Genomic DNA, 26002 nt, shown 5'->3' on the forward strand with positions numbered 1-26002 from the left:
GGCGGGTGAGCGCTTCCCTGCAGGTCGACCGCTTCATGATCCAGTTCAAGAACATCAGCAAGTCCTTCGCCACGCCCACCGGTGAGACGGTGGCGCTGCGACCGCTGGATCTGGAAATCCGGCAGGGCGAGATCTTCGGCATCATCGGCCAGTCCGGTGCCGGCAAGTCGACCCTGCTGCGACTGATCAACGGCCTGGAGCGGCCTTCGCAGGGACAGGTGCTGGTGGAAGGGCAGGACATCGCGGCGCTGCCGGAACCGCAACTGCGCGCCGCGCGCCGGCGCATCGGCATGATCTTCCAGCACTTCAACCTGCTGTCGTCGCAGACGGTGGCGGACAACGTGGCGTTCCCGCTGCAACTGGCCGGCATGAAGCGTCCGCAGATCGAGCAGCGGGTGGCGCAGTTGCTGGAACGGGTTGGCCTGCGGGCGCTGGCGGATCGCTACCCGGCGCAATTGTCCGGCGGCCAGAAACAGCGCGTGGGCATCGCGCGCGCGCTGGCCACCCAGCCGCACCTGCTGCTGTGCGACGAGGCCACCAGCGCGCTGGATCCGCAGACCACCCAGTCGATCCTGCGCCTGCTGGCGGATCTGAACCGCGAACTCGGATTGACCATCGTCCTGATCACCCACGAGATGGAAGTGGTGCGCAGCATCTGCCATCGCGTGGCGGTGCTGGACGCCGGCCAACTGGTGGAAACCGGACCGGTGACCCAGGTATTCCTGCATCCGTCCCATCCGACCACGCGGCAGTTCGTGGTCGACGCCGAACACCTGGACGAGGACGAGCAGCATCGCGCGCTGGACGCTGTGCCCGGCCGCATCCTGCGCCTGACCTTCCTCGGTGGCGACACCTACCGGCCGCTGCTCGGCCAGATCGCGCGCCAGACCGGCGTGGACTACACCATCCTGGGCGGCCGGATTGGTCGCATCCGCGATACACCCTATGGCCAGCTCACCATTGCCATGACCGAGGGCGACGCAGACGCCGCGACGAGCCGGCTTGCGGCGGCGGGCGTCGATGTCGAGGTGCTGCGCGCATGATCACGATCGCGACCGTGCTGGGCTTGAGTCCGGCGAAGTGGGGCGAAGTGCTGGTGGCGAGCGGCGACACCCTGCTGATGCTGGCAGGCGCCTTGCCGCTGACCCTGCTGCTGGGCTTGTTGCTCGGCGTGCTGCTGTTCCTCAGCGATGCCCGCCAGCGGCTGGAGAACCGCTGGCTGCACGGCGCGCTGGCGCTGCTGGTCAACCTGGTCCGCTCGGCGCCCTTCATCATCTTGATGATCGTGCTGATTCCGGTGACGACGGCCTTGGTGGGCACGTCGCTGGGCGTGCGCGGCGCGATCCTGCCGCTGGTGGTGGGCGCGGTGCCGTTCTATGCGCGCCTGGTCGAGACCGCGTTGCGCGAGGTGCATCCGGGCGTGATCGAAGCCAGCGAGGCGATGGGCACCACCACCTGGCAACTGGTCCGCCGCGTGCTGCTGCCGGAAGCGATGCCGGGGTTGCTGGCCGGCGCGACCGTGACCGCGGTGGCACTGATCGGATTCACCGCGATGGGCGGCGCCATCGGTTCCGGCGGCCTGGGCGACCTGGCCTACCGGGATGGCTACCAGCGTTCGCAGACCGCGGTCGCGGTGATCACCGTGGCGCTGCTGCTGCTCATCGTCCAGCTCCTGCAGTGGCTGGGCGACAGCCTGGTCCGTCGCTTCAACCGCCGCTGATCCCCCTTTCCTTTCCAAGGTCTTCCCCCATGAAGAAGTTGCTGCTCCCACTGTCGCTGTTGCTGCTGGCCCTGGCGGGCTGCAAGCCGGCGGCCAAATCCGGCGACACCCTCACCATCGCCGCCACCGCCGTGCCGCATGCGGAAATCCTGGAGGTGGTCAAGCCGCTGCTGGCCAAGGAAGGCGTGAAGCTGGAGGTGCGCGTGTTCAACGATTACGTGCAGCCCAACGATCAGGTCGTGCAGGGACAGATCGACGTGAACTATTTCCAGACCGAGCCGTACCTGAAGGCCTACAACCAGGATCGCGGGACGAAGCTGGAAACCTACATCGGCGTGCACATCGAGCCGTTCGGCGCGTACTCACGACGGCACAAATCGCTGGACGCGCTGCCGGCCGGCGCGGACGTGGTCATTCCCAACGATCCGAGCAACAACAGCCGCGCGCTGATCCTGCTGCACCGCGCCGGGGTCATCCAGCTCAAGGATCCGGACAACCAGATGGCGACCCTGCACGACATCGCCGCCAATCCGAAGCAGCTGAAATTCCGCGAACTCGATGCCGCGATGCTGCCGCGCGTGCTGGACCAGGTGGATCTGGCGCTGATCAACACCAACTACGCGCTGGACGCCGGCCTGCAGCCGACCCGCGACGCCCTCGCCATCGAGGATGCGAAGTCGCCCTACGTGAATTTCCTGGTCGGCCGCCCGGAACTGCGCGACGATCCGCGGGTGAAGAAGCTGGAAGCCGCGCTGACCAGTCCCGCCGTGCGCGAGTTCATCCAGAAGAAGTACCAGGGCGCGGTGCTGCCGGCGTTCTGAGCCGGCGCCGGAAGCGGATGGGCGGCTGCGGAGCAGCCACCCATCGCGGGTCATACCCGGCCGAACACCAGCGAGGCGTTGGTGCCGCCGAAGCCGAAGCTGTTGGACATGACCGTATCCAGCTTCGCGTCGCGGCTTTCGCGCACGAGGGGGAAGCCTTCGGCGCGCGGGTCCAGGGTGTCGATGTTGGCCGAGCCGGCGATGAAGCCGTCGCGCATCATCAGCAGGCAGTAGATCGCCTCGTGCACGCTGGCCGCGCCGAGCGAGTGGCCGGACAGCGCCTTGGTCGAGGAGAGCGGCGGCATCGCATCCCCGAACGCGCTGCGCACCGCCTCCAGTTCGACCATGTCGCCCAGCGGCGTCGAGGTGCCGTGGGTGTTGAGGTAGTCGATCGGCGCGCTCACGCCTTCCATCGCCATCTGCATGCAGCGCACCGCGCCTTCGCCGGAGGGCGCGACCATGTCGGCGCCGTCGGAGGTCACACCGTAGCCGAGCAGTTCGGCGTGGATGCGCGCGCCGCGCTTCACCGCGTGATCGTAGTCTTCCAGCACCAGCATGCCGCCGCCGCCGGCGATGACGAAACCGTCGCGATCGGCGTCGTAGGGACGCGAGGCATGGGTCGGATCCTCGTTGCGCTGGCTGGACAACGCGCCCATCGCGTCGAACATCATGGTCAGCGCCCAGTGCAGTTCCTCGCCGCCACCGGCGAACACGATGTCCTGGCGGCCGGCGCGGATCAGATCCGCCGCCGCGCCGATGCAGTGCGCGGACGTCGCGCAGGCGGCGGACAGCGAGTAGCTCACGCCCTTGATCTTGTACGCGGTGGCCAGCGTGGCCGAAACGGTCGAGCACATCGTGCGCGGCACCATGTACGGGCCGACCTTGCGGATGCCGCGCTGGCGCAGCAGATCCGCCGCCTCGATCTGCCATTCGGCCGAACCGCCGCCGGAGCCGGCGATGAGGCCGGTGCGCGGCTGGCTGACCAGGCTCTCGTCCAGGCCGGCGTCGGCGATCGCGTCGCGCATCGCCAGGTAGGCGTAGGCCGCGGCATCGCCCATGAAGCGCTTCTGCTTGCGATCGATCAGGGCTTCCAGATCCAGGTCCGGCGCGCCGCCGACCTGGCTGCGGAAGCCGAGTTCGGCGTACTGCGGCAGATGACGGATGCCGGAGCGGCCTTCGCGCAGCGACGCGGAGACGGTGCCGGGATCGTTGCCCAGGCAGGACGTGATGCCCAGGCCGGTGATGACGACGCGGCGCATGCTCAGAAGCTCTCCGTGGAAGTGAACAGGCCCACGCGCAGATCGCGCGCGGTATAGATCTCGCGACCATCGACCAGCATGCGACCGTCGGCCACCGCCAGCACCAGCTTGCGGTTGATGACGCGGCTGATGTCGACTTCATAGGTCACCCGCTTGGCGGTGGGCAACACCTGGCCGGTGAACTTCACCTCGCCGGTGCCGAGCGCACGGCCGCGACCGGGCGCGCCGATCCAGGTGAGATAGAAACCGGTCAACTGCCACAGCGCGTCCAGGCCCAGGCAGCCGGGCATCACCGGGTCGCCGAGGAAATGGCACTGGAAGAACCACAGGTCGGGATGGATATCCAGTTCCGCCCGCACCATGCCCTTGCCGTGCGCGCCACCGTCCTCGCGGATCTCGGTGATGCGGTCGAACATCAGCATCGGGTCGTTGGGAAGACGGCCGGCCTCCGGGCCGAACAGTTCGCCGCGGGCGCTGGCCAGCAGCTGGTCCCGGGTAAAGGAAGCGGGGGATTTCATGAGCAATCCGACAGGTCAGGAACCAGAATAATGCACAATTGTGCATACACGTGTATTGACGCAGATCAGGCGGCGTTTTCCATACGGTCGCGTAGGCCGACGAAGAATGAGGCGGCGCTTGGATTTTCGCCCGGGCGAGGTGGCCAATCCCATGGCCGGAGCGCCTCGCATGCGCCGGCGTACGGTGCGCGAATTGCGCGGATGGGTTGAACTTGCGCATTGACGCCGCCGTCTTTCGCGTTCACGGCTGGAGGAACCGAGCCGAGTGACCCCACCTTCCGTGCCTCTCCCTTCCGTATCCGATACGGATTCCCGCCATGCATCCCGCGCTTCGGCCGCGGAAGCACGGGAGTTCCTGCAGGCGGGTTTCGCGCTCATCGCGAACGTGCTGACGGAAGAGTCATGCGCACAGGTGACGAGGCACCTGCCTTCGTCCGGCGATCCGGGCGGCCGGCATCTGCTGGAGGCGCCCTGGTGTGCCGGACTCGCCGCCGCGATTCGCCGGCATCCGCGGGTGGCGCCGTTGATTCCGCCGGACCACGTGGCGGTCCAGTGCCTCTGGTTCGAGAAATCGCGATCGACCAACTGGTCGGTCAGCCTGCATCAGGATCTCGGTATTCCGGTGGCGGCGCGCGAGGAGCACCCGGAACTTTCGGGTTGGTCGGAGAAGGAGGGCGTCCTGCATGTCCAGCCGTCGGTGGAACTGCTTCAGCAACTCGTCGCGATTCGCCTGCACCTGGATGATTGCGGCGTGGACGACGGTCCGCTGCGCGTGGTGCCGGGATCGCACCGGTCGGGAAGGTTTGCTCCGGAAGCCGCGCTGCGATGCCGGAGCGAGCGCGGCGAAGTGATCTGCGTGGCGGCGCGTGGTTCGATCATGGCGATGCGTCCTCTGCTGCTGCACGCATCCTCCAAGGCCCGCGGCGAAAGCCAGCGCCGCGTGCTGCATTTCCTGTATGGCCCGCGCAGGCTTCCGCATGGATTGCGATGGCGGTATGTCGCCTGATGCTGCCGGTCGCAGGGCACTACGTTGCCGCCTTCTGCCTCCGGCGGTGACGGCGCTCAGGCCGCAGGCGCCCCGCCCTCGTTCGACTGGCTGATCCGGAACACGTGTCCGTCGGGATGGCGGACATGCATCTCGCGCACGCCCCAGGGTTCGTCGGTGGGTGGCCAGCCTTCTTTACAAAAGGGGAACTGAGGGGGATTCACTTCTATCGCGAAGAGCAAATCCCCCGTCACCTGCTTCGCAGGCGCCGCCCCCTTTTTTCAAAGGGGGCTATTCAGGCGGGCATCGTTCCGCCCGCAACCGCCTCCGACTTTTTTTCTTCCCCCTTTGTAAAAGGGGGACTGAGGGGGATTTGCTTTTGTCGCGAAGAGCAAATCCCCCGTCACCTGCTTCGCAGGCGCCACCCCCTTTTTCAAAGGGGGCTATTCAGGCGGGCATCGTTCCGCCCGCAACCGCCCTCCGACTTTTTTCTTCCCCCTTTGTAAAAGGGGGACTGAGGGGGATTTGCTTTTGTCGCGAAGAGCAAATCCCCCGTCACCAGCTTTGCTGGCATCGCCCCCTTTTTCCAAAGGGGGTATTCAGGCGGGCATCGTTCCGCCCGCAACCGCCCCTCCGACTTTTTTTCTTCCCCCTTTGTAAAAGGGGGACTGAGGGGGATTTGCTTTTGTCGCGAAGAGCAAATCCCCCGTCACCAGCTTTGCTGGCATCCCCCCCCTTTTTCCAAAGGGGGTATTCAGGCGGGCATCGTTCCGCCCGCAACTGCCTCCGACTTTTTTTCTTCCCCCTTTGTAAAAGGGGGACTGAGGGGGATTTGCTTTTGTCGCGAAGAGCAATCCCCCGTCACCAACTTCGCAGGCACCGCCCTCTTTTTCCAAAGTGGCCGAGGCGGCTTCAATCGTGCCGCAGCGCGGCGATCGGATCCAGCTGCGCGGCCTGCCGTGCCGGATAGACACCGAAGGCCATGCCGACCAGTGCGCAGAATCCGGCCGAGAGCAGGATCGGCAGCGGCGCCCAGGCGACCTGCCAGCCGGCGAACATCGCGATCAGATAGGCCAGCACGCCGCCGAAGACCAGGCCCAGCACCGCGCCGGCGATGCAGATGACCGTGGCCTCGCGCAGGAACTGCGCGATCACGTCGCGCCGGCGGGCGCCGAGCGCGCGCAGTAGGCCGATTTCGCGGCGCCGCTCCAGCACGTTGGCGAGCATGATGTTCATGATGCCGATGCCACCGACCAGCAGGCTGACGCCAGCGATCGCGCCCATCACCACCTGGAAGATGCGCTGGGTCTGCTGGTGCTGCTGGAACAACTGCTGCGGCACGATCAGCTGGTAATCCGCCATGCCGGCGTGGCGCTGGTCCAGCACCGCCGCCAGCACGCCGGCGCCGGCCGCCAGCCGGGTGGGATCATCCAGCCGCAGCAGGAAGCGATCGACTTCGTCCTCCTGCGGCTGGAAACGGAAGCGCGCACGCGCGCTCGCCAGTGGCACATAGATGCGATTGCTTTCCGAGCCCAGCTGCACGCCCTCGAAGCTGTCCTGGCCCAGATCGCGATCGGCGAGCACGCCGATCACTTCCAGCCACACGTGGTTGACCTTGATCAGGCCACCGATCGCGCCGCCCTTCGGAAACAAGTCCGCCGCGGCCTGGTGACCCAGCACGGCCACCGCCGACAGCATCGCTTCATCCTCGGCGCCGAAGGCGCGGCCGTCGCGGATGCGCAGCGAAGACAGGTCGAACCAGGCCGCGCTGACGCCGCTGGCCTGCGCGTCGCTGCGCCCGGCATCGCTGAACACGGTATGCGTGCGGATGGCCTTCTCGGCGGCATGGCGTTCGGCGCCGGGCACGACGCTGCGCGCGGCATCGGCGTCGGCCACGGTCAGGCCCAGGCTGCGTTCGCGGGTTTCCTTCAGGGTGTCCTCGTCCTGCTGCTTGGCCTCGGCGATCAGGTTGTGCAGGCCCAGGCCTTCCACCAGGCGCAAGGCTTCACGCCGGCTGCCTTCGCCCACCGCCTGCATCGCCACGATCGCGCCGACGCCGAAGATCATGCCCAGCAGGGTCAGCAGGGTGCGCAGGCGCCGCCGCCAGAGTTCTTCGACGGCTTCACGCCAGACCGTGGGCAGGCGGTTGAACAATCCCAGGGAAGGTGTGCCGCTCATGCTTTCTTTTCCTGCTTTTCGCCACCGGCTTCATCGACGGGGCTGGTGTCCTTGTCGGCTTCCTTGGCATCGTCTCCGGGCGCGGGCACCTCGACCTGCGACAGGCGCACCTGATCGCCGGGCTTCAGGCCGGACAGGACCTGCGAGCGCGCGGTGCCGCGAACACCCAGCTTCACTTCACGCGCGACGTAGTCGCCGCCCTGGCGCAACTGCACCCAGTGGCGACCATCGCGTTGTTCGATGGCGACGTTGGGCACGGCCATCGCGTCCTTGGCGTCGAGCAGCACCACGGTGGCCTCGAAGCGCTGGCCGGGCAGCAGGCGGTGGCGTTCCACCGCGGCGGTGGGCACCGGTGCGCGCATGGACAGGTACTTGACCGGGCTCTCGCGGTTGCGGACCTTGGCGGCGCTGGCGACCCACGACAGCTTGCTGTCGATGCGCTGATCCGGCCGGCCGAGCGGATGCAGCACCACCGCGTCGCCGACCTGCACGCCTTGCGCCTCGATCTGCGGCAGATCGATCTCCACTTCCATCGCGCCGGTATCGGGCAGGTTGCCGAACTCGAAGCCGGCGCGCAGGTTGGCGCCGACCATGGGCTTGTCGCCGGACCAGTTGGCCGAAAGCACCAGCACGCCATCGTTGGGCGCGCGCAGTTCCAGCGCATCCAGATCGTCCTTGCGGCTCCTGGCGTTGATATCGAAGGTGGCGCGCTGCGCGTCGAGCACCGCCATTTCCGCGTCGCCGCGCACGCCGGACTGGTCGCGCTGCCATTGCAGGGTGCCCTGGCGCACCTGCAGGTACTCCTTGTCCTCGATGGCGTCCAGCACCTGGTTGCGCGCGACGGTGCTCAGATCCGCCTCGGCGTAGCGCTGGGCGATGCCCAGCTGCACGGCGACCTGCGACAGATCCACTTCCACCCGCCCCAGCGCGGAGGACAGGTCGCCCTCCTTGGCGATCCGCGCCAGCGCATTGCGCTGCAGATCGATCATCGCCTGCGCCAGCTGCTGCTCGCCATCGGGCGAGATGAAGCGCGCCAGCAGATCGCCCTTCTTCACCAGCGAGCCTTCCGGCAGCATCCATTCCACCTGGCGCGCGGTCCAGTTCTGGCCGGGCACCATCAGCGGAGTCGGCTTGGCCGAGCGCAGTTCGCCTTCGCCACGCACGGCGATGCGCAGCGCGCCGGGCGTGACCGTCTCGGTGGCGACCGGCGCCTCGGGCTTGCCGCAGGCGGCCAGGACGCAGGCCAGCGCCAGCATCAATCCGGCCTGTCGATGACGTCTCATTTCGCACCTCCGGCGATATCGGGCACGCTCAGCTCGACCCGCACCGCCTGGCCCGGGCGCAGCCTGGCCTTGGCGTCGTCCAGGCGGATTTCCAGATCCAGGATGGGTACCGGCTGCACCTGCGACTTGCTGCGCACGGCGCGGCCGATGCTGGCGACCTGGCCGCGATGGACGCTGCCGCCGCCGCCCTCGATCACGATCCGCGCCGGCACGCCGACCTTGACCCGCTGCAGATCCCGTTCCGGCAACTGCGCGCGCACGGCCAGGGTGGTGGGATCGGGAATCTCGGCCACGGTCTGGCCGCGCCAGACCTGCGAACCGACGTCGAACTTCTCCCCGTTCCAGCTGCTCTTGTGCATGATCACGCCATCGCGCGGCGCCGGCAGGTTGAGCGCGGCGATCGAGGCCTGCAGACGGGTCACGTCGGCCTGCGCCTGCTGCAGTTCCGAGTTCACCAGCCGCAGTTCCTGCCGGCGCTGTTCGGCCGCCGCGCGCTCGGCGACCTGGGCCAGTTCGGCGAGGCGCTCGGTGCGGCGCCGCTCCTCGACCAGCTTGTCGTACTCCAGCGCGGCGATCAGTTCGCGCGGCTGCTCGGTCTTGCGGCGCGCCTTGTCGCGCTGGGCGTCGGCCTCGGCGGTGGTCAGGCGCTGGCTGCGCTCGCGCTCGGCCAGATCCAGGGTGAGGTTTTCCAGCGTGCGCTTCTTTTCCTGCAGCAGGCTCTGCTTCTCGCTCAGCTGCCGAACGAGATCGCTGGTGTCGAAAGCCACCACGACATCGCCCTTCTTCACCGCGCTGCCATCGGGTGCCAGCTGGGTGATGTTGAACTGCCACATGCGATCCACCGAGGGCGGCATCAGCTGCGAACTGCGTTGCGCATAGACTTCGCCATCCACCCGCAGGGTGGCGGCATGGGCGGCCGGCAACGCGGTCGCCAGCGCGAAGGCGAACAGGGACATGCGCGGGAAGGCGGGACGGATCTTCATCGGGCCTTGCCTCCGGCCGCCGCGGCTTGCGGTTTGGCGATCACGCGCACGCTCATGCCCGGCATCAGCGTGAGCGGGCCCGAGTCCAGGGTGACGTCGACGATGAAGTAACGGCCCTCGCCCCATTCGGGCCGGCGTTCGGGCGCGCCGGAAATGAACCCGATGCGACCGGCGACGCGCTTGCCGGGCAGGGCGTCGAAACTCAGGTCGACCGGCTGTCCGATCTCCAGGCCGCGCCGGTCCGGCTCCAGCGCCCACGCGCGCACGCTCATCCGCCCGCTGCTGACCACCTCGCCGGCCTTGCTGCCGGGCATGGTCGAGGAGCCCTCGTCGATGCGGCCGCCGATCCAGTTGTTGTTGAAGCCGTGCACGACCACGCCGTCGCGATCGGCCTTGACCTCGGAGGTCCGCACCATCGCCGTGTGGTAGTCGCGTTGCAGTTCCAGCTTGCGCACCTGCAACTGGCCGTCGTCGACGCTGCGCTGCACCGCGGCGCGCGCCGCGTCCAGTTGCTTGCGCTTGAGCGCGGCTTCGCGGGTGGTGCGGTCCAGGTCGCCTTGGTAACGGTCGTAGTCCAGCGCGGAAATCAGTTCACGCGGGATGCGCGCGTCCAGTTTGGCGGTGGCCAGTTCGGCTTCGGCGTCGACCAGTTCGGTTTCCGCCTGCACCGCCTTGACTTGCAGTTCGGCCACGTCCTTGGCGTTCTTGGCGAGGGTCTGTTCGATCTCCGCCTCCAGATCGGGAATCCGGCTGGCGGACTGGCCGGGATCGATGCGCAGCACGACATCGCCCTTCTTCACCCGCTCGCCCTCGGGCACGTAGTAGCGGATCACCACCGGCGAACTGTTCGATTGCGGAGTGAGGATCTGCTGCGCGTCGATCGCGCGCACCTCGCCGGTCAGCACCACCGCCCGCGCGGGCGTGGCGAGGATGAAGGCCAGGGCCAGGCAGGTGCCGGCGAACAGGGGCTTACTGCAATGCGTCATGCTCGACCCTCCCGTCGCGCAGCTTGACCTGGCGCGGGGCGCGCGCGGCGATGTCATTGTCGTGGGTGACCAGCACCACGGTCTGGCCGCCGGCATGCACTTCGTCGATCAACGCCAGCACGTCGGCGGCGCTGCGCGAATCCAGGTTGCCGGTGGGCTCGTCGGCGAGCAGCAGCGCCGGTTGCAGCAGCAGGGCGCGGGCGATGGCGGCGCGCTGCATCTGGCCGCCGGACAGTTCGCTGGGACGATGATCGCGGCGCTCGGCCAGACCGACCCGATCCAGCAGCGCCATCGCGCGGTCATGGGTCCCGGCCGGCGGCTGGCGATGGAAGCGCAGCGGCAGCAGCACGTTCTCCAGCACGGTCAGGCGCGGCAGCAGGTGGAAACTCTGGAACACGAAGCCGATGCGCCGGTTGCGCAGATCGCTGCTGGCCTCGTCGTCGAACGTGGCCACGTCGCGGCCTTCGAACAGATAGCGCCCCGCGTTGGGATGGTCCAGGCAGCCGAGGATGTTCAGCAGGCTGGACTTGCCGGATCCGGACGGCCCGGTGATAGCGACGAACTCGCCGCCGTCGATGCGCAGGTCCACGCCTGCCAGCGCCTTCACGGTCTGCCCGCTCATGGCGTAGTGGCGCTGCACGCCATGCAGTTCAATCATTCCCGCTCCCTCGTTTCCCCGAAACGCAACCGACCGCCGGCAGGGCGGAAAGGTTCCCGCGCGCGTGCCCGCATCGGTATTGTTCGATGTCGTATGCCAATCCGCCATTTGAGCGGACTGGCCGGGGGCATCAAGTCCCTTTGGTCATGGATGGCCGCCATCGGCACCAGCCGATGGGCGAATGGTGCCGGCATGCGCGCTGGCGAGCCGCAAACGCAAGCGCTGCGGTGACGCCGCTTCCGCAATCAGGCGATCGAACGCCGGGGGCGCGCCTGCAGGGCGAAGGCCTGGACCCGGGCACCGACCCAGGACAGGCCCGCGCAGCCGAGGCCGAGCAGGGCCCAGCCGGCGGCCGCGTCGCCGAGCGCCTGCTGGAAGGCCGCCCACACCGAGGCGCCGTAACGCAGGCTCACGATGCCCAGGACGATCACCAGCGCGGCGCTCAGCCAGCGGGACAGCCCGCGTTCGATGCCGGGCTCGCGCTCGGCCACCAGGCCGGCGACGGCCGTCGCGAAATCGGCGGGTGGCTCGCCGTGCGGGCGGGAACGGACAGCGCGGGCCACGAGGCGGTAGTCGCGCACGGCGGTCTCCGGATCGGCGTCACCGGCCTGTCGTGCCGCGTGCCGGCCACGTTCCTGCTGCTCCCATTCGCGGGCGTCGAAGGGCGGTTCCAAGGGCGTGCCCGGCGTGGGCGGGTTCTTGTCGCGGGTGTTCATGCGGGGACTCCCATGCGGGCTTCCAGAATGTCCCGCAAGCGTTTGCGGCTGCGGAACAGATGGCTCTTGATGGTGCCTTCGGCCAGTCCGGTGGATCGGGCGATGTCGCCGATGTGCATTTCTTCCAGATGGTAGAGCGTGAGCAGCATGCGCTGCAGCGGCGGCAGGGCGTCGATGGCGGCATGCAGGTGCGCCTGGAGATCCTGATCGACCGTCGCCGCTTCCAGATCGAAGCCATCGCTGACGCGATCGGCCGGGGCGAGGCCATCCTCTTCGTCACGGGTTTCCACCAGCGGCAGTCGCTTGCGTTCGATGTGCCGCAGCGCCACCGAGCAGGCCACCTGCGCCACCCACGATTTCAGGGCGCTGTCGCCACGGTACTGGTGCAGTGAACGGTGGATGCGCAGGAACACCTCCTGGCACAGCTCGCGGGTGTCCTCCGGATGCCGGACGATGTCCTCCACGATGCGCCAGCACAGGCCCTGGTAGGTCCGCACCAGGTGTTCGAACGCGCCACTTCGGCCCGCCAGCACGGCCTCGACCAGATCGCGATCGGCCTGCGGAGCGGTCTCGGTGGCGGCGGAAGGGATGGGCATCCGCATAGGGATACGCCGGAGCGGCGAACGGTTGCAACCGGCGAAAGTGCAACCGGCGGGCCGCCGGGCGTATCTCCATCCACAAGCCCTCCCGCGGCCCACCCCACGACCCACCCCACGACCCACCCGACCGGTACCCGCCATGAACTTCGAACTGCTCATCCCCATCACCCTGATCATCGGCATCGTCTACTCCATCAAGACCGTGGTCGACGCCTATACGCGCCGTCGGGTCATCGAGTCGCGCGGGTCCGAGGAACTGGTGCGATCGCTGCTGGAAGGCGAGACCACCCGCCGCCGCCAGGCCTCGCTGCACTGGGGCTGCGTGATGCTGGCGCTGGCATTGGGTTTCGCGGGGGTGGAACTGATCGGCGCCGACGAGATCACCCCCGGCACCATCGCGCTGCTGCTCGGCGCGACCGGCCTGGGCAACGTGGCCTACTACCTGCTGGAACGCCGCGCCCGGTAACCACCCGCCATGCGACCGGGACGCCGCGTCCCGGTCGCCATGCCGTTCGTCGCGCAAGGAACAACACCATGAAGCACTTCCTGGCAGCCATGCTGCTGGCGGCCATGCCGGCGATCGCATCGGCCGGCGATCCCGACTTCGCGCCGCTGGCCCGCCTCATCCGGCAGACCAAGGACGCCACCGCGCATCCCTCCGGCACCGCGGTGGCGGTGGTGAAGGACGGCAAGGTGATCTACGAAGGCTATTTCGGCGACGCGGACATCGCGGCGCATGTACCGGTGACCCGCGACACCGTGTTCTACATCGCCTCGGCCACCAAGCCGTTCTTCGCCCTGAATGCGCTGATCGAGGAACAGGCCGGGCAGCTGGACATGCGCGTATCGATGCGGGAGATGTTCCCGGATCTGCGCTTCACCGGTTTCGATGCGGCAACGGTGACGCTGGGCGATCTGCTGGTGCACGGCTCCGGCGTGGACAACCCGCCGCTGGTCTGGGCGACCGCGTTCAGCGGCGTGCACGATGCGGCGTCGCGGCGCGCGCTGGTGGCGCTGTCGGCGCCGGATCCGGAGGCCACGCACGGCAGCTTCAAGTACACCAACGTCGGCTACAACATCGCCAGCGTGTGGATGGACGAACGGTTCGGCACGCCGTGGCAAACGCAACTGGAGCGCGCCATTTTCCAGCCATTGGGCATGCGCCACACGACCGCCCGGATCAGCCGCGCGCACGCAGCCGGCTGGATCCTGGCCAAACCCTATTCGTTCGCCTCGGACGAACCGGGCGTGCCGCTGTATCTCGCCAAGTCCGACGACACCATGCAGGCGGCGGGTGGACTGGTCTCGACGGCGCCGGATCTCGCCCGGTTCCTGCTGGCGCAGTTTCCAGATGCGCGTGCCGGTGGCCCGCCGGCGACGGCGATCATGCGTTCGCACCAGACCCGGATCGGGCTGGACGCGAAGTACCAGGATTTCCAGCGCACCGGCTATGCCTGGGGCTGGTACACCGGTCCCTACAAGGGCCGGAGGATGCTGCACCACTTCGGCGGCTTCGCCGGCTTCCACGCGCACCTGTCGTTCCTGCCGGAAGAAGGCATCGGCCTGGTGGTACTCAACAACGAGGACATGCTGGGCGCGCAGCTGACCAACCTCATTGCCGATCACGTGTATGGCCTGCTGCTGGGCGAGGCGGACATCGCCACGACCTCCACGCGCCGGTTCGCGGAATTGCAGGAGAAAGCGCGGGCGTTCCGCCGGAACATGCTGGCGAAGCGGGAAGAAATCCGCGCGCGCGCCTGGCACTTGTCGGCGCCGCGGGATCGCTATGTCGGTACTTATCGACATGATCTGCTGGGCGACATGGTGGTCACCCGCGAAGGTCCGGGCGGCCTGCGGATCCGCTGGGGCCGGCTGGATGCGGTGGCGACCGGTGCCGAGCAGCCGGATCACGTGCGCGTCGAATTCGCGCCCAACAGCGGCCAGCTGCTGGCCTTCACGGTGAAGGATGCCCGGGTCGAGTCGATTGCCTTCGACGGCATGGCGTTCCGGAAGCGGAGCGTGGCAGCGCCGCAAGAATCGTCGGTCGGATCTGTGTCGCCGTCTTTCTCGAAAACGTCGATATCAAATGGCGCGAGATGAATTTCGTGAGGGGGACGTCATGGCGTAGGCCCATTCGCAGGTCCGCTTCCGCGGCTTGATGACTAGATGCATTGCGAACGCTCGCGCATATTCTCAATCAGCATATCAGCCTGTTCCGGTTTCAATTTCCCCAGTACATTGATTTTCATGCGTTCGCACGATATCGGCTGGTTTGCTTTTACCCGGTTGTAGCTGTTGTAGATGTTCATGAGGGGAATTGACGAGGCAGCGCAGACGCCCAGGAAGACGAGCAGGCCTAAACGACGGGGAGGGCTTGAAGCGAGGGCGGGTGCCTGGTAGCGAAGCGAGCCGTCAAAGGGCTCGTCCAGCGGCAATATGCTCTCGTGCGACTTGAGAATCACGGACATCCTGGCTAGGCCATGGTGTTTCTCGGCACGGGTCCATAGGTTGGCGGGCACCACCAGAAACTCCCAGGAATCGCTGACACCACCCTCGTAGAACACGCGAAGAACATAGGCGTCGCGCAACAGCGCTTCCAGGGTGGTGAGGTCTTCCCCGAAGGTTTCATGATGGAATCCCGGCCAATGGAACTCGCACGTGCGTCCGGCGAAATGGACCGTGGTGCGCTCGTCGTCATCGTCTGCCTCCACCTGGATTTCGCCGGGTGGAAGCCATTCTTCCAGGCATTCGAGCAGCGAGGACATGCCTTGCCGCCAATCAATGACGATCTCGAAGACGTGGCGGAAGAGGTCCAGGTAGTCGTGCTCGTCGCCGTATCCGTCGAGTTCCTCGGGATAGTCGGCTTTCAGCGAGGCACGCGCCTTGCGTACCGCGTCGCTTCCGGGATGCTCGAACAGTCCGCTGAACTGATCCCATGTGGGTAGGCGCATGAAGTGTCCTCGGCCGGATCGTTGTGTCTGTAGCGGTCGAGTATGGTGGGACGAGAATGACGCGTCCCTGGGAAAAATCCTAAAAATTCACGCGAATGCTCGCGGAGAATCATCCTGGACGTGTCGTGACGACGCGCAATGCCCGGAGCAGTGCATCGCGCGGTGGAACGTCTACTCGCGTCGCTTGCGTGGCTTGCGTGGACGCTTGGTCTCGGTGGCGGCGCGTGGCGCTTCCCCGGTCGCCAGCAGGCCGCCATCGCTCATCTGTTCCAGCCAGGCCAGCGCGTCGAGGTAGGACAGGAACGATTGCAGGTAGCCTGGCGACTGCTCGCGCATCAGGGTGAGCGAGCGGTGCACCAGCCGTCCCGAGTTGAGCGGGCCGGCGTCGGCGGGCGCCGTTTCCAGCGATTCGCGGAGCTGGCTTTCGGCGCGGATCCGCGACCACAGCCTGCGCAGATCCGCCAGCATCGCGACTTCCGGAAACGGAGGTCGCGGTGGTTCGCCCGCCGCCAGTTGCTCGCCGTCGCGCACCGCGATCTGTTCGGCGATGTGATCGCGCAGATCACCCAGCGCCGTGTGCAGCGGCAGGGTGGCGGGCGGTGTGGAAGGCGTGGCGGTGTTTCCGTCGTGTTCGCGCAGTGCGGCCACTTTCGCGTCGAGCACACGGCGTACGCCTTCGCCCTGCCCGGCGGCGCGGCGCTCCAGTGCCTCGGCGATCAGCCTGCGAACCGGAACCACGACCGGTCCCTGTCCGTGCACGGCGTCAGCCGGGCCGTCGAGTGGCGCGCCCTTATCGCGCATGGGTCGCGTCGGTGGCGGACGGCGCGGCCGCCTTCGGCCGCGGCATCGGCGCGATTTCCACCCGGCGGTTGCGCGCGCGGCCTTCCTCGCTGGCGTTGGAGCTGACCGGCTGCTCGGAGCCGAACGCGGCGGCGAACACGGAGGAGGCGGGCACGCCCTCGACGATCAGGGTGCGGGTCACGGTGAGTGCGCGATTGGCCGATAGGTCCCAGTTGTCGGCGAACTGGCGATTGCCGTCGCGCACCTGGCGATCATCGGTGAAGCCGCTGACCATCAGGATCTCGTCGCGCGCCTTCAGGTAGTCGGCCAGCGGGCCGGCCAGGCTCTTCAGCAGGGCCTGGCCTTCCGGTTGCAGTTGATCGGAATTCAGCGCGAACAGCACGCTGCCGCGGATGCCGATGCGGCCGTCGACCAGCGTGACCCGGCCTTGCGCCAGCGGCACCGCCAGCGCCTGTTCCAGCGCCTTGCGCCGCTGGGCCTCGATCTGGCGCTGGCGGACTTCCTCGTCCAGCCGGTTCGACAACTGCACCTGCGCGCCGATCACGCCGACCAGGATCAGCACGAATACGCCCAGCAGCACCGACATCAGGTCGCCGAAGGCGGCCCAGATCGGCGTGGTGGATTCGACCTCGGCTTCGATGTCCGCGCTCATGCGGCTTCTGTTTCAGTGGAGGCCTGCTCGGAGGAGGACGCCTGCGCCAGCGAAGCATTCCGGCCGGACAGATGCTGCAGATCCTCGATGATCTGGCGCTGCGCCAGCATGCTCAGGTCGATGACCTCGCGCGCCTGGGCGACGTAGTACGCCAGTTGCTCGTCGCTGCGGGCAAGCGACTTGTCCAGTGCGGTCTCGACGCCCTGCAGGCGTTCCACCAGGCGGTCGTTCCATTCACCGAACTGCTGCACGGCCGCGCCGAAGGCATCGCCCAGGCCCGCCACCTCGACCGCGCCCGCGGTGACCTGGCTGGCGGCATCGCCGAGCCGGCCGGTCTCGGCCTCGATGTGATCGGTGAAGCGGGTGCCGACGCGATCCAGCAGATCCGCGGAGGTGGTGACCAGCGCGTCGATGGCGGTGCGCTGCTCGGTGGAGGCGTGGTTGACCGCGTCCAGCAGGGTCTGCAGCGTTTCCAGCAGCCGGCTGCGTTCCTCCAGCATGGCGGTGTCGCGGACCATGCTGTCGGACAGCTTCTGGCGCAGTTCGGCGATCACCTCGGCGGCGGCCTTGGGCGCTTCCGACGCGGTCTGCACCAGCCGCGAGATCTCGGCGATGGTGTCGCGGGCATGCGCCCCGGTCTGCGCGGAGATGTCCTGCGCGGTGTTGGCGAGGGTGTCGCAGATGGCCTGCTGGCGCTGCGCGGCGAGATCGCCGGCCTGCTCCCAGCGCTGTCCCAGCGCATCGGTCATCGCGCCGAACGCGTCGCTCCAGCGGGACAGGCGCTGTTCGTCGCGCGTTTCCAGCGCGGCCTGCAGATCCGCGTGCGATTGCCGCACGTGGCCGACCAGTGCCGTGGCATGTTGCTCGAAGCTGGCGACGGCGGCATCCAGCGCCTGCTGGTTGCGCGCGGCCAAGGCCTCGTTGACCGAGGCCTGCTCGGACAGCGTGCCCTTCCAGGCATCGGCGGCGCCGGTGGTGGCGGTCTCGAAACGCGTGGACACCTGCGCCAGCAGATCCGACGAGCGTTGCCCGAAGGTGTCGGCGAACTGCGCCAGCGAGCCGCGCAGATCCTGCACCAGCGCGCCGTTGGATTCGCGCTGTTCGGCCAGCGCCTGGCGCCAGAGATCGGCGACCGTGGTGGTGGACGTGGCGAAGCCGGAGGACAGGCCGTCCAGTTGCTGCTGCACCGCCTGGTTCAGCGCACCGTGCAGCGCGGTGGTCTCGCGCGCGATGGCCGACATCGTGGTTTCCATGATCGGTTGCAGCGCGGCGCTGGCGGCGCGCGCGCTTTCGCCGACGCTTTCCTTCAACGAGGTTTCCACCGATGCCGCCAACCGCGCGTGCACGGCCTCGGTGCGCTCGTGGAAGGCGTCCTGGCGGGCCTGCAATTGATCGTTGGCGGCGCGGCCCTGCTGTTCCAGCGCGCTCATCATCGCGGCCAGGCGATCCACCAGCGCCGGCATCGCCTCGGTCTGCCGCTGCAGCAGGCGGAAGGCTTCCTCGCGCTGGTGCGCCTGCGAATGCACGCGCAGGGTGGTGGCGATCGCCACGTCCAGCGGCTGCAGGGCCTGCACGCGTTCGCGGCGGCACAGCGCCGACAGCAGGCCGAGCATGGCCGAGGCGGCGACGCCGGCGATCGAGGTTCCGAAGGCGAAGCCCAGGCCCTTGACCGGCGCGGCCAGGGACTCGCGGATCGCGTTCAGATCGGCGGCGCTTTCCAGCGCCATGCCGGTGCCGCGCAGGGTGCTCATCATGCCCAGCAGGGTGCCGAGCATGCCGAGCAGGACCAGCAGGCCGACCAGATAGGGCGTCAACGACGGCGCCGGCAGCGCGATGCGTTCGCTCTCGATGCGCAGGCGTACCGGATGGCGCAGGGAAGGGTGCAGGCGCACCAGCCAGTCGCCCAGGTGGGCGGGAGGCGCGGACAGATCCGCGACCGCGGCGGTGAGGGTGGCGGTGGCCTGCCGGTAGCGATACAGCTCCAGGCCACCGGCGACATAGCAGGCGCCGATCAGCAGGGTGACGGACAGGGCCAGCGGATGGGTGCCGACATAGCCCACGGCGATCCAGCAGATCGCGGCGAGGCCGGCGAGGAAGACGGCGGGAGTGAGCAGGTTTCTGGGCATGTTATCCAAGCGGGTGGGTGCGAAGGGCCGCGAGCAGGCCCTCGGCGGGTTGCAGGCGGACATCCAGTTCGGCGAGCAGCAGGTTGCGCATGTCCCTGCGGAATGCGTCCAGCCAGGCGTCCGGCGCGCGGGGCGCGGCTTCGGCCGATGCCGGGGCAGGTGACGTTGCGGAGGTATCGGTGCAATGGCCCTGCGCGGCCAGGCGCAGGCGTTCGAAATGCGGTGCGAGCAGGGTCGGCGCGGCGGCCAGCAGCCGGCGTTCACGCCGGCCCAGGGCACGCTCCATCACCGCGTCGACGGCGGCGAGCCGGGCCAGTTCGGCCGAACGATCGGCCAGTTGATCACGCAGGCGGCTGCGCAGGTGGCCGACGCCGGTCTCCATGCTTTGCTGCAGCGCCAGGTAGCGCTGGCGGAAGAACAGGAATTCGGGCGGCGTTTCCTCGGCGCCGTCGGACGCGCGCGCGCCGCCGCGCCGGGCGCCGGGATCGAACGCGGGGTCCTCGGCGATGGCGCGGCTCAGCGCGGCGCGCACGCGCGCGCAGTCCTCCTCCATCGCGGTGGCCGGCGCCGGTTCGGCGAACGGATCGACCGACGGCGGGCTGTCCAGCGCGGTGGACAGGGCCACGGCATGGTTCCAGTCGATCCATTGGCTCAACCGGTCCGACAGCGATTGTCTGGGGGAGGGGACGTCCGCGTCCGTCAGGCGGGCCAGCAGACGGATGAACGTCGGGCCACGGACCGCCGCCCGTTGGGAGGCTTCCAACATTCGGTGGGGCTGAAAAAACGCACATTTTACACGGTCGTGCCGGGCCGCTGGCTGGCCGTGAATCTCCCGGCCCGGGGGAAAGCGGGCTCGGCCGTGGCGCGGGGCGGGTCACGCTCCAGTCCGTTATGCCTCTGATAATCATTTGCATTCGCAAGTGTGACTTTTCATAATTCCGGCCCCATTGCCCTGGAACCCCCGATGCCTGTCCCCGCTCCCGGCCGCCGTGCCGGCCTGATCCTGTCGCTGATGGCGCCCACCCTGCTCGCTTCGGCCATGGCACAGGCCCAGGACGGCGACGAGGCGCGGACCCTGGACAGCGTGCGCGTGGTCGCCGACCGCGCCAGCACCGCGACCAAGACCGATACCCCGCTGACCGAGACGCCGCAGGCCATCGGTGTGGTGACCTCGGACCTGTTCGTCGATCGCGGCGCCCTCAACCTGCAGGAAACGCTGCGCTACAGCGCGGGCGTGGCCGCAGATGCCTGGGGCCTGGATACGCGCGGCGACGCCAGCACCATCCGCGGCCTGGACCCGGTGCAGTACCTGGACGGCATGCGCAAGCTGTACAACTTCAGCCCGATGGCGCGGCCGGAAGTCTATGGCCTGGAGCGCGTGGAAGTGCTGCGCGGGCCGTCCTCCGTGCTGTACGGCGCCGGCGCCGCCGGCGGCATCATCAATGCGATGAGCAAGCGTCCGAGCTTCCGGTCCGCCGGCGAAATCGGATTGCAGGTCGGCAACTTCGACCGCCGCCAATTGCAGGGCGACATCACCGGCGCGCTGGGCGATTCGGGCAACCTCGCCGGTCGCCTGGTCGGGGTGATCCGCGACTCCGGCATGCAGACCGATCACATCGACGATGACCGCATCTACCTGGCGCCCTCGCTGACTTGGCGCGGTGAGCGCAGCAACCTCACGGTGCTGGCCAGCTACCAGCGTGATCGCACCGCCTCCAGCCAGCAGTTCCTGCCGATGGCGGCGACCCTGAAGGCGCCGCGCGGACGCCGGCTGGATCCGTCCACCTTTCTGGGCGACAAGGATTTCGACAAGCTCGACGCGCGCCAGATCAGCGCGACCGTGCTGTTCGATCACGCCTTCAGCGACGTGATCACCTGGCGTTCCAGCCTGCGTTACATCGACTCGAAGACCGAGTTCCGCGAGTTGTTCCCGGATACCTACAGCAATCCGGAAAATCCCTTCATCGATGCCGACCGCCGCGTGCTCAACCGGCTGTCCTACGGAGTGAAGCCGGACAACCGGACCCTGACCAGCGACAACGCGCTGCAGTTCGATTTCGCCACCGGCGCGTTCCGGCACCTGCTGCTGGCAGGCGTGGATTACACCGACTTCCGCGAGGAAGCGCAGAGCTTCTCCGGCGCGAGCACGCCCATCGACATCTACAACCCGATCTCCACCGGGGTGACGATTCCTGAGTGGGGCCGCCTGCCCGATCAGCGCACCACCCAGACCGGTGTCTACGTGCAGGACCAGATCCGCTATGCGGATCGCGTCTCCTTCGTGCTCGGCGCGCGTCGCGACCATGTGCGCTCCAGGACCCGGGGCCTGGCCGACAAGACCGACAACGAAACCACCTACCGCGTGGGCGTGATTGGCGACATCGGCGCCAACCTGTCGCCGTACGTCAGCTACAGCGAGTCGTTCCTGCCGGTTCCGGGCCAGGACCTGTACGGTCGCGCGTTCGAACCGATGCGGGGCGATCAATACGAGACCGGCGTGAAATGGCAGCCGAGCCGCAACCTGTTCGCCACGCTCGCGGTGTATCGCATCAGCGAGACCAACCGGCAGACCAACGACCCGGACAACGTGCTGAACACGGTGCAGACCGGCGAGATCGAATCCAAGGGCGTGGAGCTGGAGGCGGCCTATGTCTCCGACGATGATCTGACCATCACCGCCGCCTACAGCCACAGCAATGCCAAGGTCACCCGCAGCAACTTCGCGCCCGAACTGGGCAAGCGCCTGAACGACACGCCGCGGGATCTGGCGTCGGTATGGGTCGCCAAGGGTTTCGACATCGGCCAGGGCATGAAGCTGCGCGCCGGCGTCGGCGGCCGTTACGTCGGTTCCACCGTCTCCACCGGCGCCACCCTGGTGGTGCGCACGCCCGGCTACACGCTCGCCGATGCGCTGCTGGAACTGCAGATGCCTTCGTGGACGATGGCGCTGAACGTCACCAACCTGTTCGACAAGGCGTACTACGCGCCCTGCCGCAACTTCGGCGACTGCTTCAGCGGCAATCCACGCATTGTGACGGGCACCGTCACCTACCGGTTCTGATCGCCCCATGCAGCGCCGCACGCTCAAGACCTGGTTCCTGGTCCACAAGTGGACCAGCCTGGTATGCACGCTGTTCCTGCTGCTGCTGTGCGTGACCGGGTTGCCGCTGGTGTTCTGGGAGGAAATCAGCCACCTCACCGGCGCCGACCCCGAGGTCGAGGCGGCGGCGCCCGGCGCGCAGCCGGCCAACATCGACATGCTGGTGAAGAAGGCGCTGGCGAAGTACCCCGGCGACGTGCCGCTGTTCTTCGGCTGGGACGATCACTCGCCGAGCGTGTACGTCAACACCGGTGCGCGGCCGGACACGCCGCCGCCGGAAATGCACACCGCCGTGCTGCACCAGTACACCGGCGAGGTGCTGCCGGCGGCGCAGTTCAACGAAGGGGTGATGTACTTCCTGTACCGCCTGCACACGGACGTATTCGTGGGCTTGCCGGGCATGCTGTTCCTCGGCGCGATGGCGCTGCTGTTCGCGCTGGCGATCATTTCCGGCCTGGTCCTGTACGGCCCGTTCATGCGCAAGCTTCCATTCGGCACCCTGCGCACCGGCCGCAGCCGGAGGCTGGCCTGGCTGGACCTGCACAACGTGCTGGGCGTGGTCACCCTGGGCTGGGCCTTCGTGGTTGGCATCACCGGCGCGATCAACACCCTGGCCGGTCCGCTGGAACAGGCCTGGCAGGCCGGGCAACTCGGCGAGTTTGCAGCACGCTACCAAGACCGGCCGCGTCCGCAAAAACTGGCATCGCTGGATGCCGCGGTGGCCAAGGCGCGTGCGTCCGAGCCCGGTATGGTGCCGGCGTTCGTCAGCTTTCCGGGCACCGGCTACAGCGGCCACCATCACTACGGCATCTTCATGCACGGCAACACGCCGCTGACCGAACGCCTGTATCGCCCGGTGCTGATCGACGCCGAGACCGGTGAACTCACCGCCAAGCCGGAAGTGCCGGGCTACATGACCCTGTTGCTGCTGTCGCAACCGCTGCATTTCGGCGACTACGGCGGCATGCCGTTGAAGATCCTGTGGGCGGTGCTGGATCTGTTGACGATCCTGGTGCTGGTGTCGGGCCTGTACCTGTGGTTCAAGCGCGGCAGCACGGAAGCGCGCATCACCGAGATCGAGCGCGCCGGCCTCGGCGCCAACGACGAGGCGCGGGCATGAGCCGGGCGCAACGCGGTCCCGCCAGTCCGTTCGTGGCGCCGACCTGGATCACCCTGGCCAGCCTGGTCGGGCTGGTCAGCGCGCTCATCGGCGACGGCGTGTTCAACCTGGTGTCATGGCTGGTGTTCACCGCGCTGGTGGCGCTGGCGGTGCGCGCCTGGGTGAGGCGCGAACGCGGCCGGCGTTCCTGAGGGCTGCTCCTGTCCGGTCGCGGGAGGCGCCCGCAACGCCCGCAACCGCGGCAATACCGCCTGCGCATGGACGGCGCGGGCCTGTTCGGGATCGAAATCGGCGTGGCGCCGCTTCTTGACCCCGTGTTCGGACAAGGTCACATGCAGATCCGGTTCCACGCCGGCATTGGCCAGGCAGGCCTTCACGCAGTGCAGTACGCAGCCGTCCAGGGCGAGGATGGGCCGGCCCATGCGCGCGGTCCGCACCAGTCCGGCGACCCCGCCGCCGACACCGGCGATGCAGGACATTTCCGCTTCGCCTTCGCGGTCCAGCCACAGCGCCATCTGGTTGGCCATCTGGGCGGCGCTGGAGCAGCCGGAGCAGGAATAGACCAGTGGCAGGGACGCGCTCATGCGGCGGCGCTCCCCGCCAACGCGCGCAGATGCGTGGCCAGATAGTCGAAATAACGATCGATGTAGCTGATGCCGTTCTCGTGATCGATGAGGTACGGGTTCATCAGCGTGTGCCGAAGGATCACCAGCCGGTCGGTGTCCTCGGTATCGCCGAGCGTGGCGGGATCGATGCCAAGCGCGGCGAGGATGCGCTGCATCTGCGTTTCGCCGATCACCGAACGGCGCAGGGTGGTCATCGAGGCGAAGAACTGCTTCACCTGCAACGGCTGCCGGGTATCGCAGCGCAGTTGATCATGCAGCCGGCGGACGAAGGTGTTCGCCTGCGCCAGGTCGCGGTTGCCGCAGGGGTTGAGCGCCAGGCAGACCAGGTTGCTGTCCGGCGGGAACGGCACCACGGCGGTGGCCTGTCCGGCCGTCTCGTCGGCGAACCGTCGCGCGCGCGCCTGGAAGGCCTCGGTGGCCAGCACGGTCTGGCGCGGCATCAAGCCGAAGTTCGCGTGATCCAGCGGCAACACCCGGTGGGTGACGTAGACCGCCGCCGCGGTGGCGCCGGATTTGGATCCTTCCGGGATGAACTGGCCCAGTTGCCGGTAGCGCGACAGGTAGTCGTCCTGCGCTTCCGGATGGAACACGTAGTCCGCCTGTTCCGACAACAGTTCCATCGCGCGGTGATCGCGGCAGATGAAGGCGCCCGCGCCATAGGGCAGGTAACCGAGCTTGTGCGGATCCACGGTGACCGAATCGGTGCCGGCGAGCGCCGCGAATGCGGCGTGGACTTCCGGTTGCGGGAAGGCCTGGTACTCGGCCCGCATGGCTTCCCACGGACGCAGGCCGCCATCCGGCGCGCGGAACAGCGCGGTCAGGTAGCCACCCCAGGCCGCATCGACATGCACGCTGAATCCCAAGCCGCGTTCGCCGGAGCGTTCGCGCGCGGCGACCACCGCATCGACCGGATCAATGGTGCCGTATTCGGTGCTGCCGAGTACGGCCACCGTCATCAGCACCGGTTGCCCTTCGCGTCGGCACGCCTCCAGCGCATCTTCCAATGCATCGGGATCCAGCCGCATGTCGCGGGTGGGCAGCAGTTGCAGCTGCGCGCGGCCCAGGCCCAGCATCTTCAGGCCCTTGCTCCAGGAATAGTGCGCGGTGATCGGCGCGAGCACCCGCGGTACCCGCAGGCCCGGATGGCGCTGGAAGAACTCGACCAGCCCGAGCTGCTCGATGCGCGCCCGCGCGACCCGTTCGCGCCAGCGGATCTGGTCGGCGACCGGCTGTCCGCCCAGCCAGCGACGCCAGCGCTCCAGCAGGGCGATGCCGGCCGCGGGCCCCAGGTTGAACGCCTGCGCGTCGTCGGCCGGCAATGCCAGGTCGGGCACGCCCGCGGCGAGCAGCGCGACCGGAAACGCCTTCAGCGCCAGCGCCAGCCGCAGTGCCTGGTAGTTGGCCAGCGTGCCGCCGGACGTCAGATGCCCGAACGCGCAGTCCGGGCGGGCGGGATCATCGGGATAGCCCAGCATGCGTGCCAGCTGCAGGCCGACCTGGACCTCCAGTTGCACCGTGACCGGCGCGGCATCCTCGCTGACATTGTTGGGGTTGTAGGGCAGGGTCAGGATCTGCGCGGCCAGGCCCGGCAGCAGCAGGTCCGAGGCCATGTGGCCGATGTAGCGCGGACTGTGGAACGGCACCGACTGCTTGAGCGCCGCCGATAGCCGATGCAGCTCGCGCCGCATGCGCGCCTCGAAGGCCTGGTACTGCGGATGCTGCGCCGCCCGGGTCGGAATCGCCGGCGGATCCTCCGGATGGAAGTTGCGCCGCCAATGCACGTGATCACGCAGGAACTCCACCACCAGCTTCTCCAGCAGGGTGTCGTTCTCCGCATAGGGGCCAAGGAAGCAGGCGTCCAGCACGCGACGCTCGGCCTCGGTGCTGGCGTCCACGAGAGGGATGGGGTGGGGCGGCAGG

Annotated in this window: 25 protein-coding genes; 9 read left to right on the plus strand and 16 right to left on the minus strand. The window is 68.0% G+C overall.

Translation table 11 applies throughout. The annotated features are described in order from the left end of the window. Positions 1-35 precede the first annotated feature (35 nt). The 3 genes from AC3DE2_RS00270 to AC3DE2_RS00280 are packed head-to-tail and all read left to right on the plus strand — an operon-like array spanning position 36 to position 2541. Positions 36-1043, plus strand: coding sequence for a methionine ABC transporter ATP-binding protein (locus AC3DE2_RS00270; RefSeq protein WP_488425226.1), 1008 nt, complete (start codon positions 36-38; stop codon positions 1041-1043). Beyond that, the gene (locus AC3DE2_RS00275; protein WP_295382903.1) at positions 1040-1720 is read left to right on the plus strand and encodes a methionine ABC transporter permease; all 681 of its coding nucleotides are present in this window, start codon (positions 1040-1042) and stop codon (positions 1718-1720) included. The genes AC3DE2_RS00270 and AC3DE2_RS00275 overlap by 4 nt, the downstream gene beginning before the upstream one ends. Before the next feature lie 29 nt (positions 1721-1749). Further along, complete coding sequence (locus AC3DE2_RS00280) at positions 1750-2541, plus strand: MetQ/NlpA family ABC transporter substrate-binding protein (RefSeq protein ID WP_295382904.1); 792 nt, start codon at positions 1750-1752, stop codon at positions 2539-2541. A 50-nt stretch (positions 2542-2591) separates the two neighbouring features. On the opposite strand, the gene fabB is transcribed toward AC3DE2_RS00280, so the two are convergent. Then, entirely contained in the window at positions 2592-3800 is a 1209-nt protein-coding gene (gene fabB, locus AC3DE2_RS00285) for a beta-ketoacyl-ACP synthase I (RefSeq protein ID WP_488424540.1), read from the minus strand. A gap of 2 nt (positions 3801-3802) precedes the next feature. Continuing rightward, positions 3803-4318: a 3-hydroxyacyl-[acyl-carrier-protein] dehydratase FabA gene (fabA, locus tag AC3DE2_RS00290; protein WP_295382908.1), complete on the minus strand. Its 516-nt coding sequence runs from the start codon at positions 4316-4318 to the stop codon at positions 3803-3805. Between the two features lie 280 nt (positions 4319-4598). Between fabA and AC3DE2_RS00295 the strand changes: the two genes are divergently transcribed. Then, a complete protein-coding gene (locus AC3DE2_RS00295; protein WP_488425227.1) occupies positions 4599-5324 on the plus strand; it encodes a phytanoyl-CoA dioxygenase family protein in 726 nt (241 codons plus the stop codon). Between the two features lie 891 nt (positions 5325-6215). Here AC3DE2_RS00295 and AC3DE2_RS00300 read toward each other — a convergent pair. The 7 genes from AC3DE2_RS00300 to AC3DE2_RS00330 all read right to left on the minus strand — a co-directional run bounded on the left by AC3DE2_RS00300 (position 6216) and on the right by AC3DE2_RS00330 (position 12703). Further along, positions 6216-7481: an ABC transporter permease gene (locus AC3DE2_RS00300; protein ID WP_295377382.1), complete on the minus strand. Its 1266-nt coding sequence runs from the start codon at positions 7479-7481 to the stop codon at positions 6216-6218. Then, positions 7478-8764: an efflux RND transporter periplasmic adaptor subunit gene (locus tag AC3DE2_RS00305; RefSeq protein WP_295377380.1), complete on the minus strand. Its 1287-nt coding sequence runs from the start codon at positions 8762-8764 to the stop codon at positions 7478-7480. The genes AC3DE2_RS00300 and AC3DE2_RS00305 overlap by 4 nt, the downstream gene beginning before the upstream one ends. Further along, on the minus strand, positions 8761-9747 hold the full coding sequence (locus AC3DE2_RS00310; RefSeq protein WP_488424541.1) for an HlyD family secretion protein: 987 nt from the start codon (positions 9745-9747) through the stop codon (positions 8761-8763). Before AC3DE2_RS00310 ends, AC3DE2_RS00305 begins: the two co-directional genes overlap by 4 nt. Then, positions 9744-10733 carry an HlyD family secretion protein gene (locus AC3DE2_RS00315; RefSeq protein WP_488424543.1) on the minus strand — a complete coding sequence of 330 codons (990 nt, stop codon included), beginning with the start codon at positions 10731-10733 and terminating at the stop codon, positions 9744-9746. The genes AC3DE2_RS00310 and AC3DE2_RS00315 overlap by 4 nt, the downstream gene beginning before the upstream one ends. Continuing rightward, entirely contained in the window at positions 10717-11391 is a 675-nt protein-coding gene (locus AC3DE2_RS00320; protein ID WP_488424545.1) for an ABC transporter ATP-binding protein, read from the minus strand. The genes AC3DE2_RS00315 and AC3DE2_RS00320 overlap by 17 nt, the downstream gene beginning before the upstream one ends. Positions 11392-11636: 245 nt before the next feature. Continuing rightward, entirely contained in the window at positions 11637-12107 is a 471-nt protein-coding gene (locus AC3DE2_RS00325; RefSeq protein ID WP_488424546.1) for a hypothetical protein, read from the minus strand. After that, the gene (locus tag AC3DE2_RS00330) at positions 12104-12703 is read right to left on the minus strand and encodes an RNA polymerase sigma factor (protein ID WP_488424548.1); all 600 of its coding nucleotides are present in this window, start codon (positions 12701-12703) and stop codon (positions 12104-12106) included. Before AC3DE2_RS00330 ends, AC3DE2_RS00325 begins: the two co-directional genes overlap by 4 nt. A gap of 142 nt (positions 12704-12845) precedes the next feature. Between AC3DE2_RS00330 and AC3DE2_RS00335 the strand changes: the two genes are divergently transcribed. Both AC3DE2_RS00335 and AC3DE2_RS00340 read left to right on the plus strand, forming a co-directional pair. Beyond that, positions 12846-13172 (plus strand): hypothetical protein, encoded by a 327-nt coding sequence (locus AC3DE2_RS00335; RefSeq protein WP_295377365.1) that lies wholly within the window; start codon positions 12846-12848, stop codon positions 13170-13172. A gap of 68 nt (positions 13173-13240) precedes the next feature. Then, a complete protein-coding gene (locus AC3DE2_RS00340; protein ID WP_295377362.1) occupies positions 13241-14806 on the plus strand; it encodes a serine hydrolase in 1566 nt (521 codons plus the stop codon). A 62-nt stretch (positions 14807-14868) separates the two neighbouring features. Here AC3DE2_RS00340 and AC3DE2_RS00345 read toward each other — a convergent pair whose 3' ends face one another. The 5 genes from AC3DE2_RS00345 to AC3DE2_RS00365 form a co-directional block, all read right to left on the minus strand. Then, positions 14869-15657, minus strand: coding sequence for a hypothetical protein (locus tag AC3DE2_RS00345; protein ID WP_295377361.1), 789 nt, complete (start codon positions 15655-15657; stop codon positions 14869-14871). Between the two features lie 171 nt (positions 15658-15828). Beyond that, positions 15829-16458 (minus strand): DUF2894 domain-containing protein, encoded by a 630-nt coding sequence (locus tag AC3DE2_RS00350; RefSeq protein WP_488424550.1) that lies wholly within the window; start codon positions 16456-16458, stop codon positions 15829-15831. Further along, the gene (locus AC3DE2_RS00355) at positions 16448-17110 is read right to left on the minus strand and encodes an OmpA family protein (protein WP_488424551.1); all 663 of its coding nucleotides are present in this window, start codon (positions 17108-17110) and stop codon (positions 16448-16450) included. Before AC3DE2_RS00355 ends, AC3DE2_RS00350 begins: the two co-directional genes overlap by 11 nt. Next, the gene (locus AC3DE2_RS00360) at positions 17107-19236 is read right to left on the minus strand and encodes a DUF802 domain-containing protein (protein WP_488424552.1); all 2130 of its coding nucleotides are present in this window, start codon (positions 19234-19236) and stop codon (positions 17107-17109) included. Before AC3DE2_RS00360 ends, AC3DE2_RS00355 begins: the two co-directional genes overlap by 4 nt. 1 nt (position 19237) lies before the next feature. Further along, entirely contained in the window at positions 19238-20002 is a 765-nt protein-coding gene (locus AC3DE2_RS00365; protein WP_295383116.1) for a DUF3348 domain-containing protein, read from the minus strand. Between the two features lie 198 nt (positions 20003-20200). Here AC3DE2_RS00365 and AC3DE2_RS00370 point away from each other — a divergent pair, with 198 nt between their 5' ends. Genes AC3DE2_RS00370 through AC3DE2_RS00380 form a run of 3 tightly spaced genes read left to right on the plus strand, consistent with a single transcriptional unit; the run spans position 20201 to position 23647 of the window. Continuing rightward, positions 20201-22297 (plus strand): TonB-dependent siderophore receptor, encoded by a 2097-nt coding sequence (locus AC3DE2_RS00370; RefSeq protein WP_488424553.1) that lies wholly within the window; start codon positions 20201-20203, stop codon positions 22295-22297. Positions 22298-22304: 7 nt separating this feature from the next. Next, positions 22305-23456 carry a PepSY-associated TM helix domain-containing protein gene (locus AC3DE2_RS00375; RefSeq protein WP_488424554.1) on the plus strand — a complete coding sequence of 384 codons (1152 nt, stop codon included), beginning with the start codon at positions 22305-22307 and terminating at the stop codon, positions 23454-23456. Next, the gene (locus AC3DE2_RS00380) at positions 23453-23647 is read left to right on the plus strand and encodes a hypothetical protein (RefSeq protein ID WP_295383112.1); all 195 of its coding nucleotides are present in this window, start codon (positions 23453-23455) and stop codon (positions 23645-23647) included. Before AC3DE2_RS00375 ends, AC3DE2_RS00380 begins: the two co-directional genes overlap by 4 nt. Here AC3DE2_RS00380 and AC3DE2_RS00385 read toward each other — a convergent pair. Then, entirely contained in the window at positions 23570-24040 is a 471-nt protein-coding gene (locus AC3DE2_RS00385) for a putative zinc-binding protein (RefSeq protein ID WP_295383110.1), read from the minus strand. The genes AC3DE2_RS00380 and AC3DE2_RS00385 overlap by 78 nt on opposite strands. After that, positions 24037-25977 (minus strand): pyridoxal phosphate-dependent decarboxylase family protein, encoded by a 1941-nt coding sequence (locus AC3DE2_RS00390; protein ID WP_488424555.1) that lies wholly within the window; start codon positions 25975-25977, stop codon positions 24037-24039. Before AC3DE2_RS00390 ends, AC3DE2_RS00385 begins: the two co-directional genes overlap by 4 nt. Positions 25978-26002: the final 25 nt, after the last annotated feature.

It is taken from the genome of Pseudoxanthomonas sp. 68-E7, assembly GCF_057773145.1.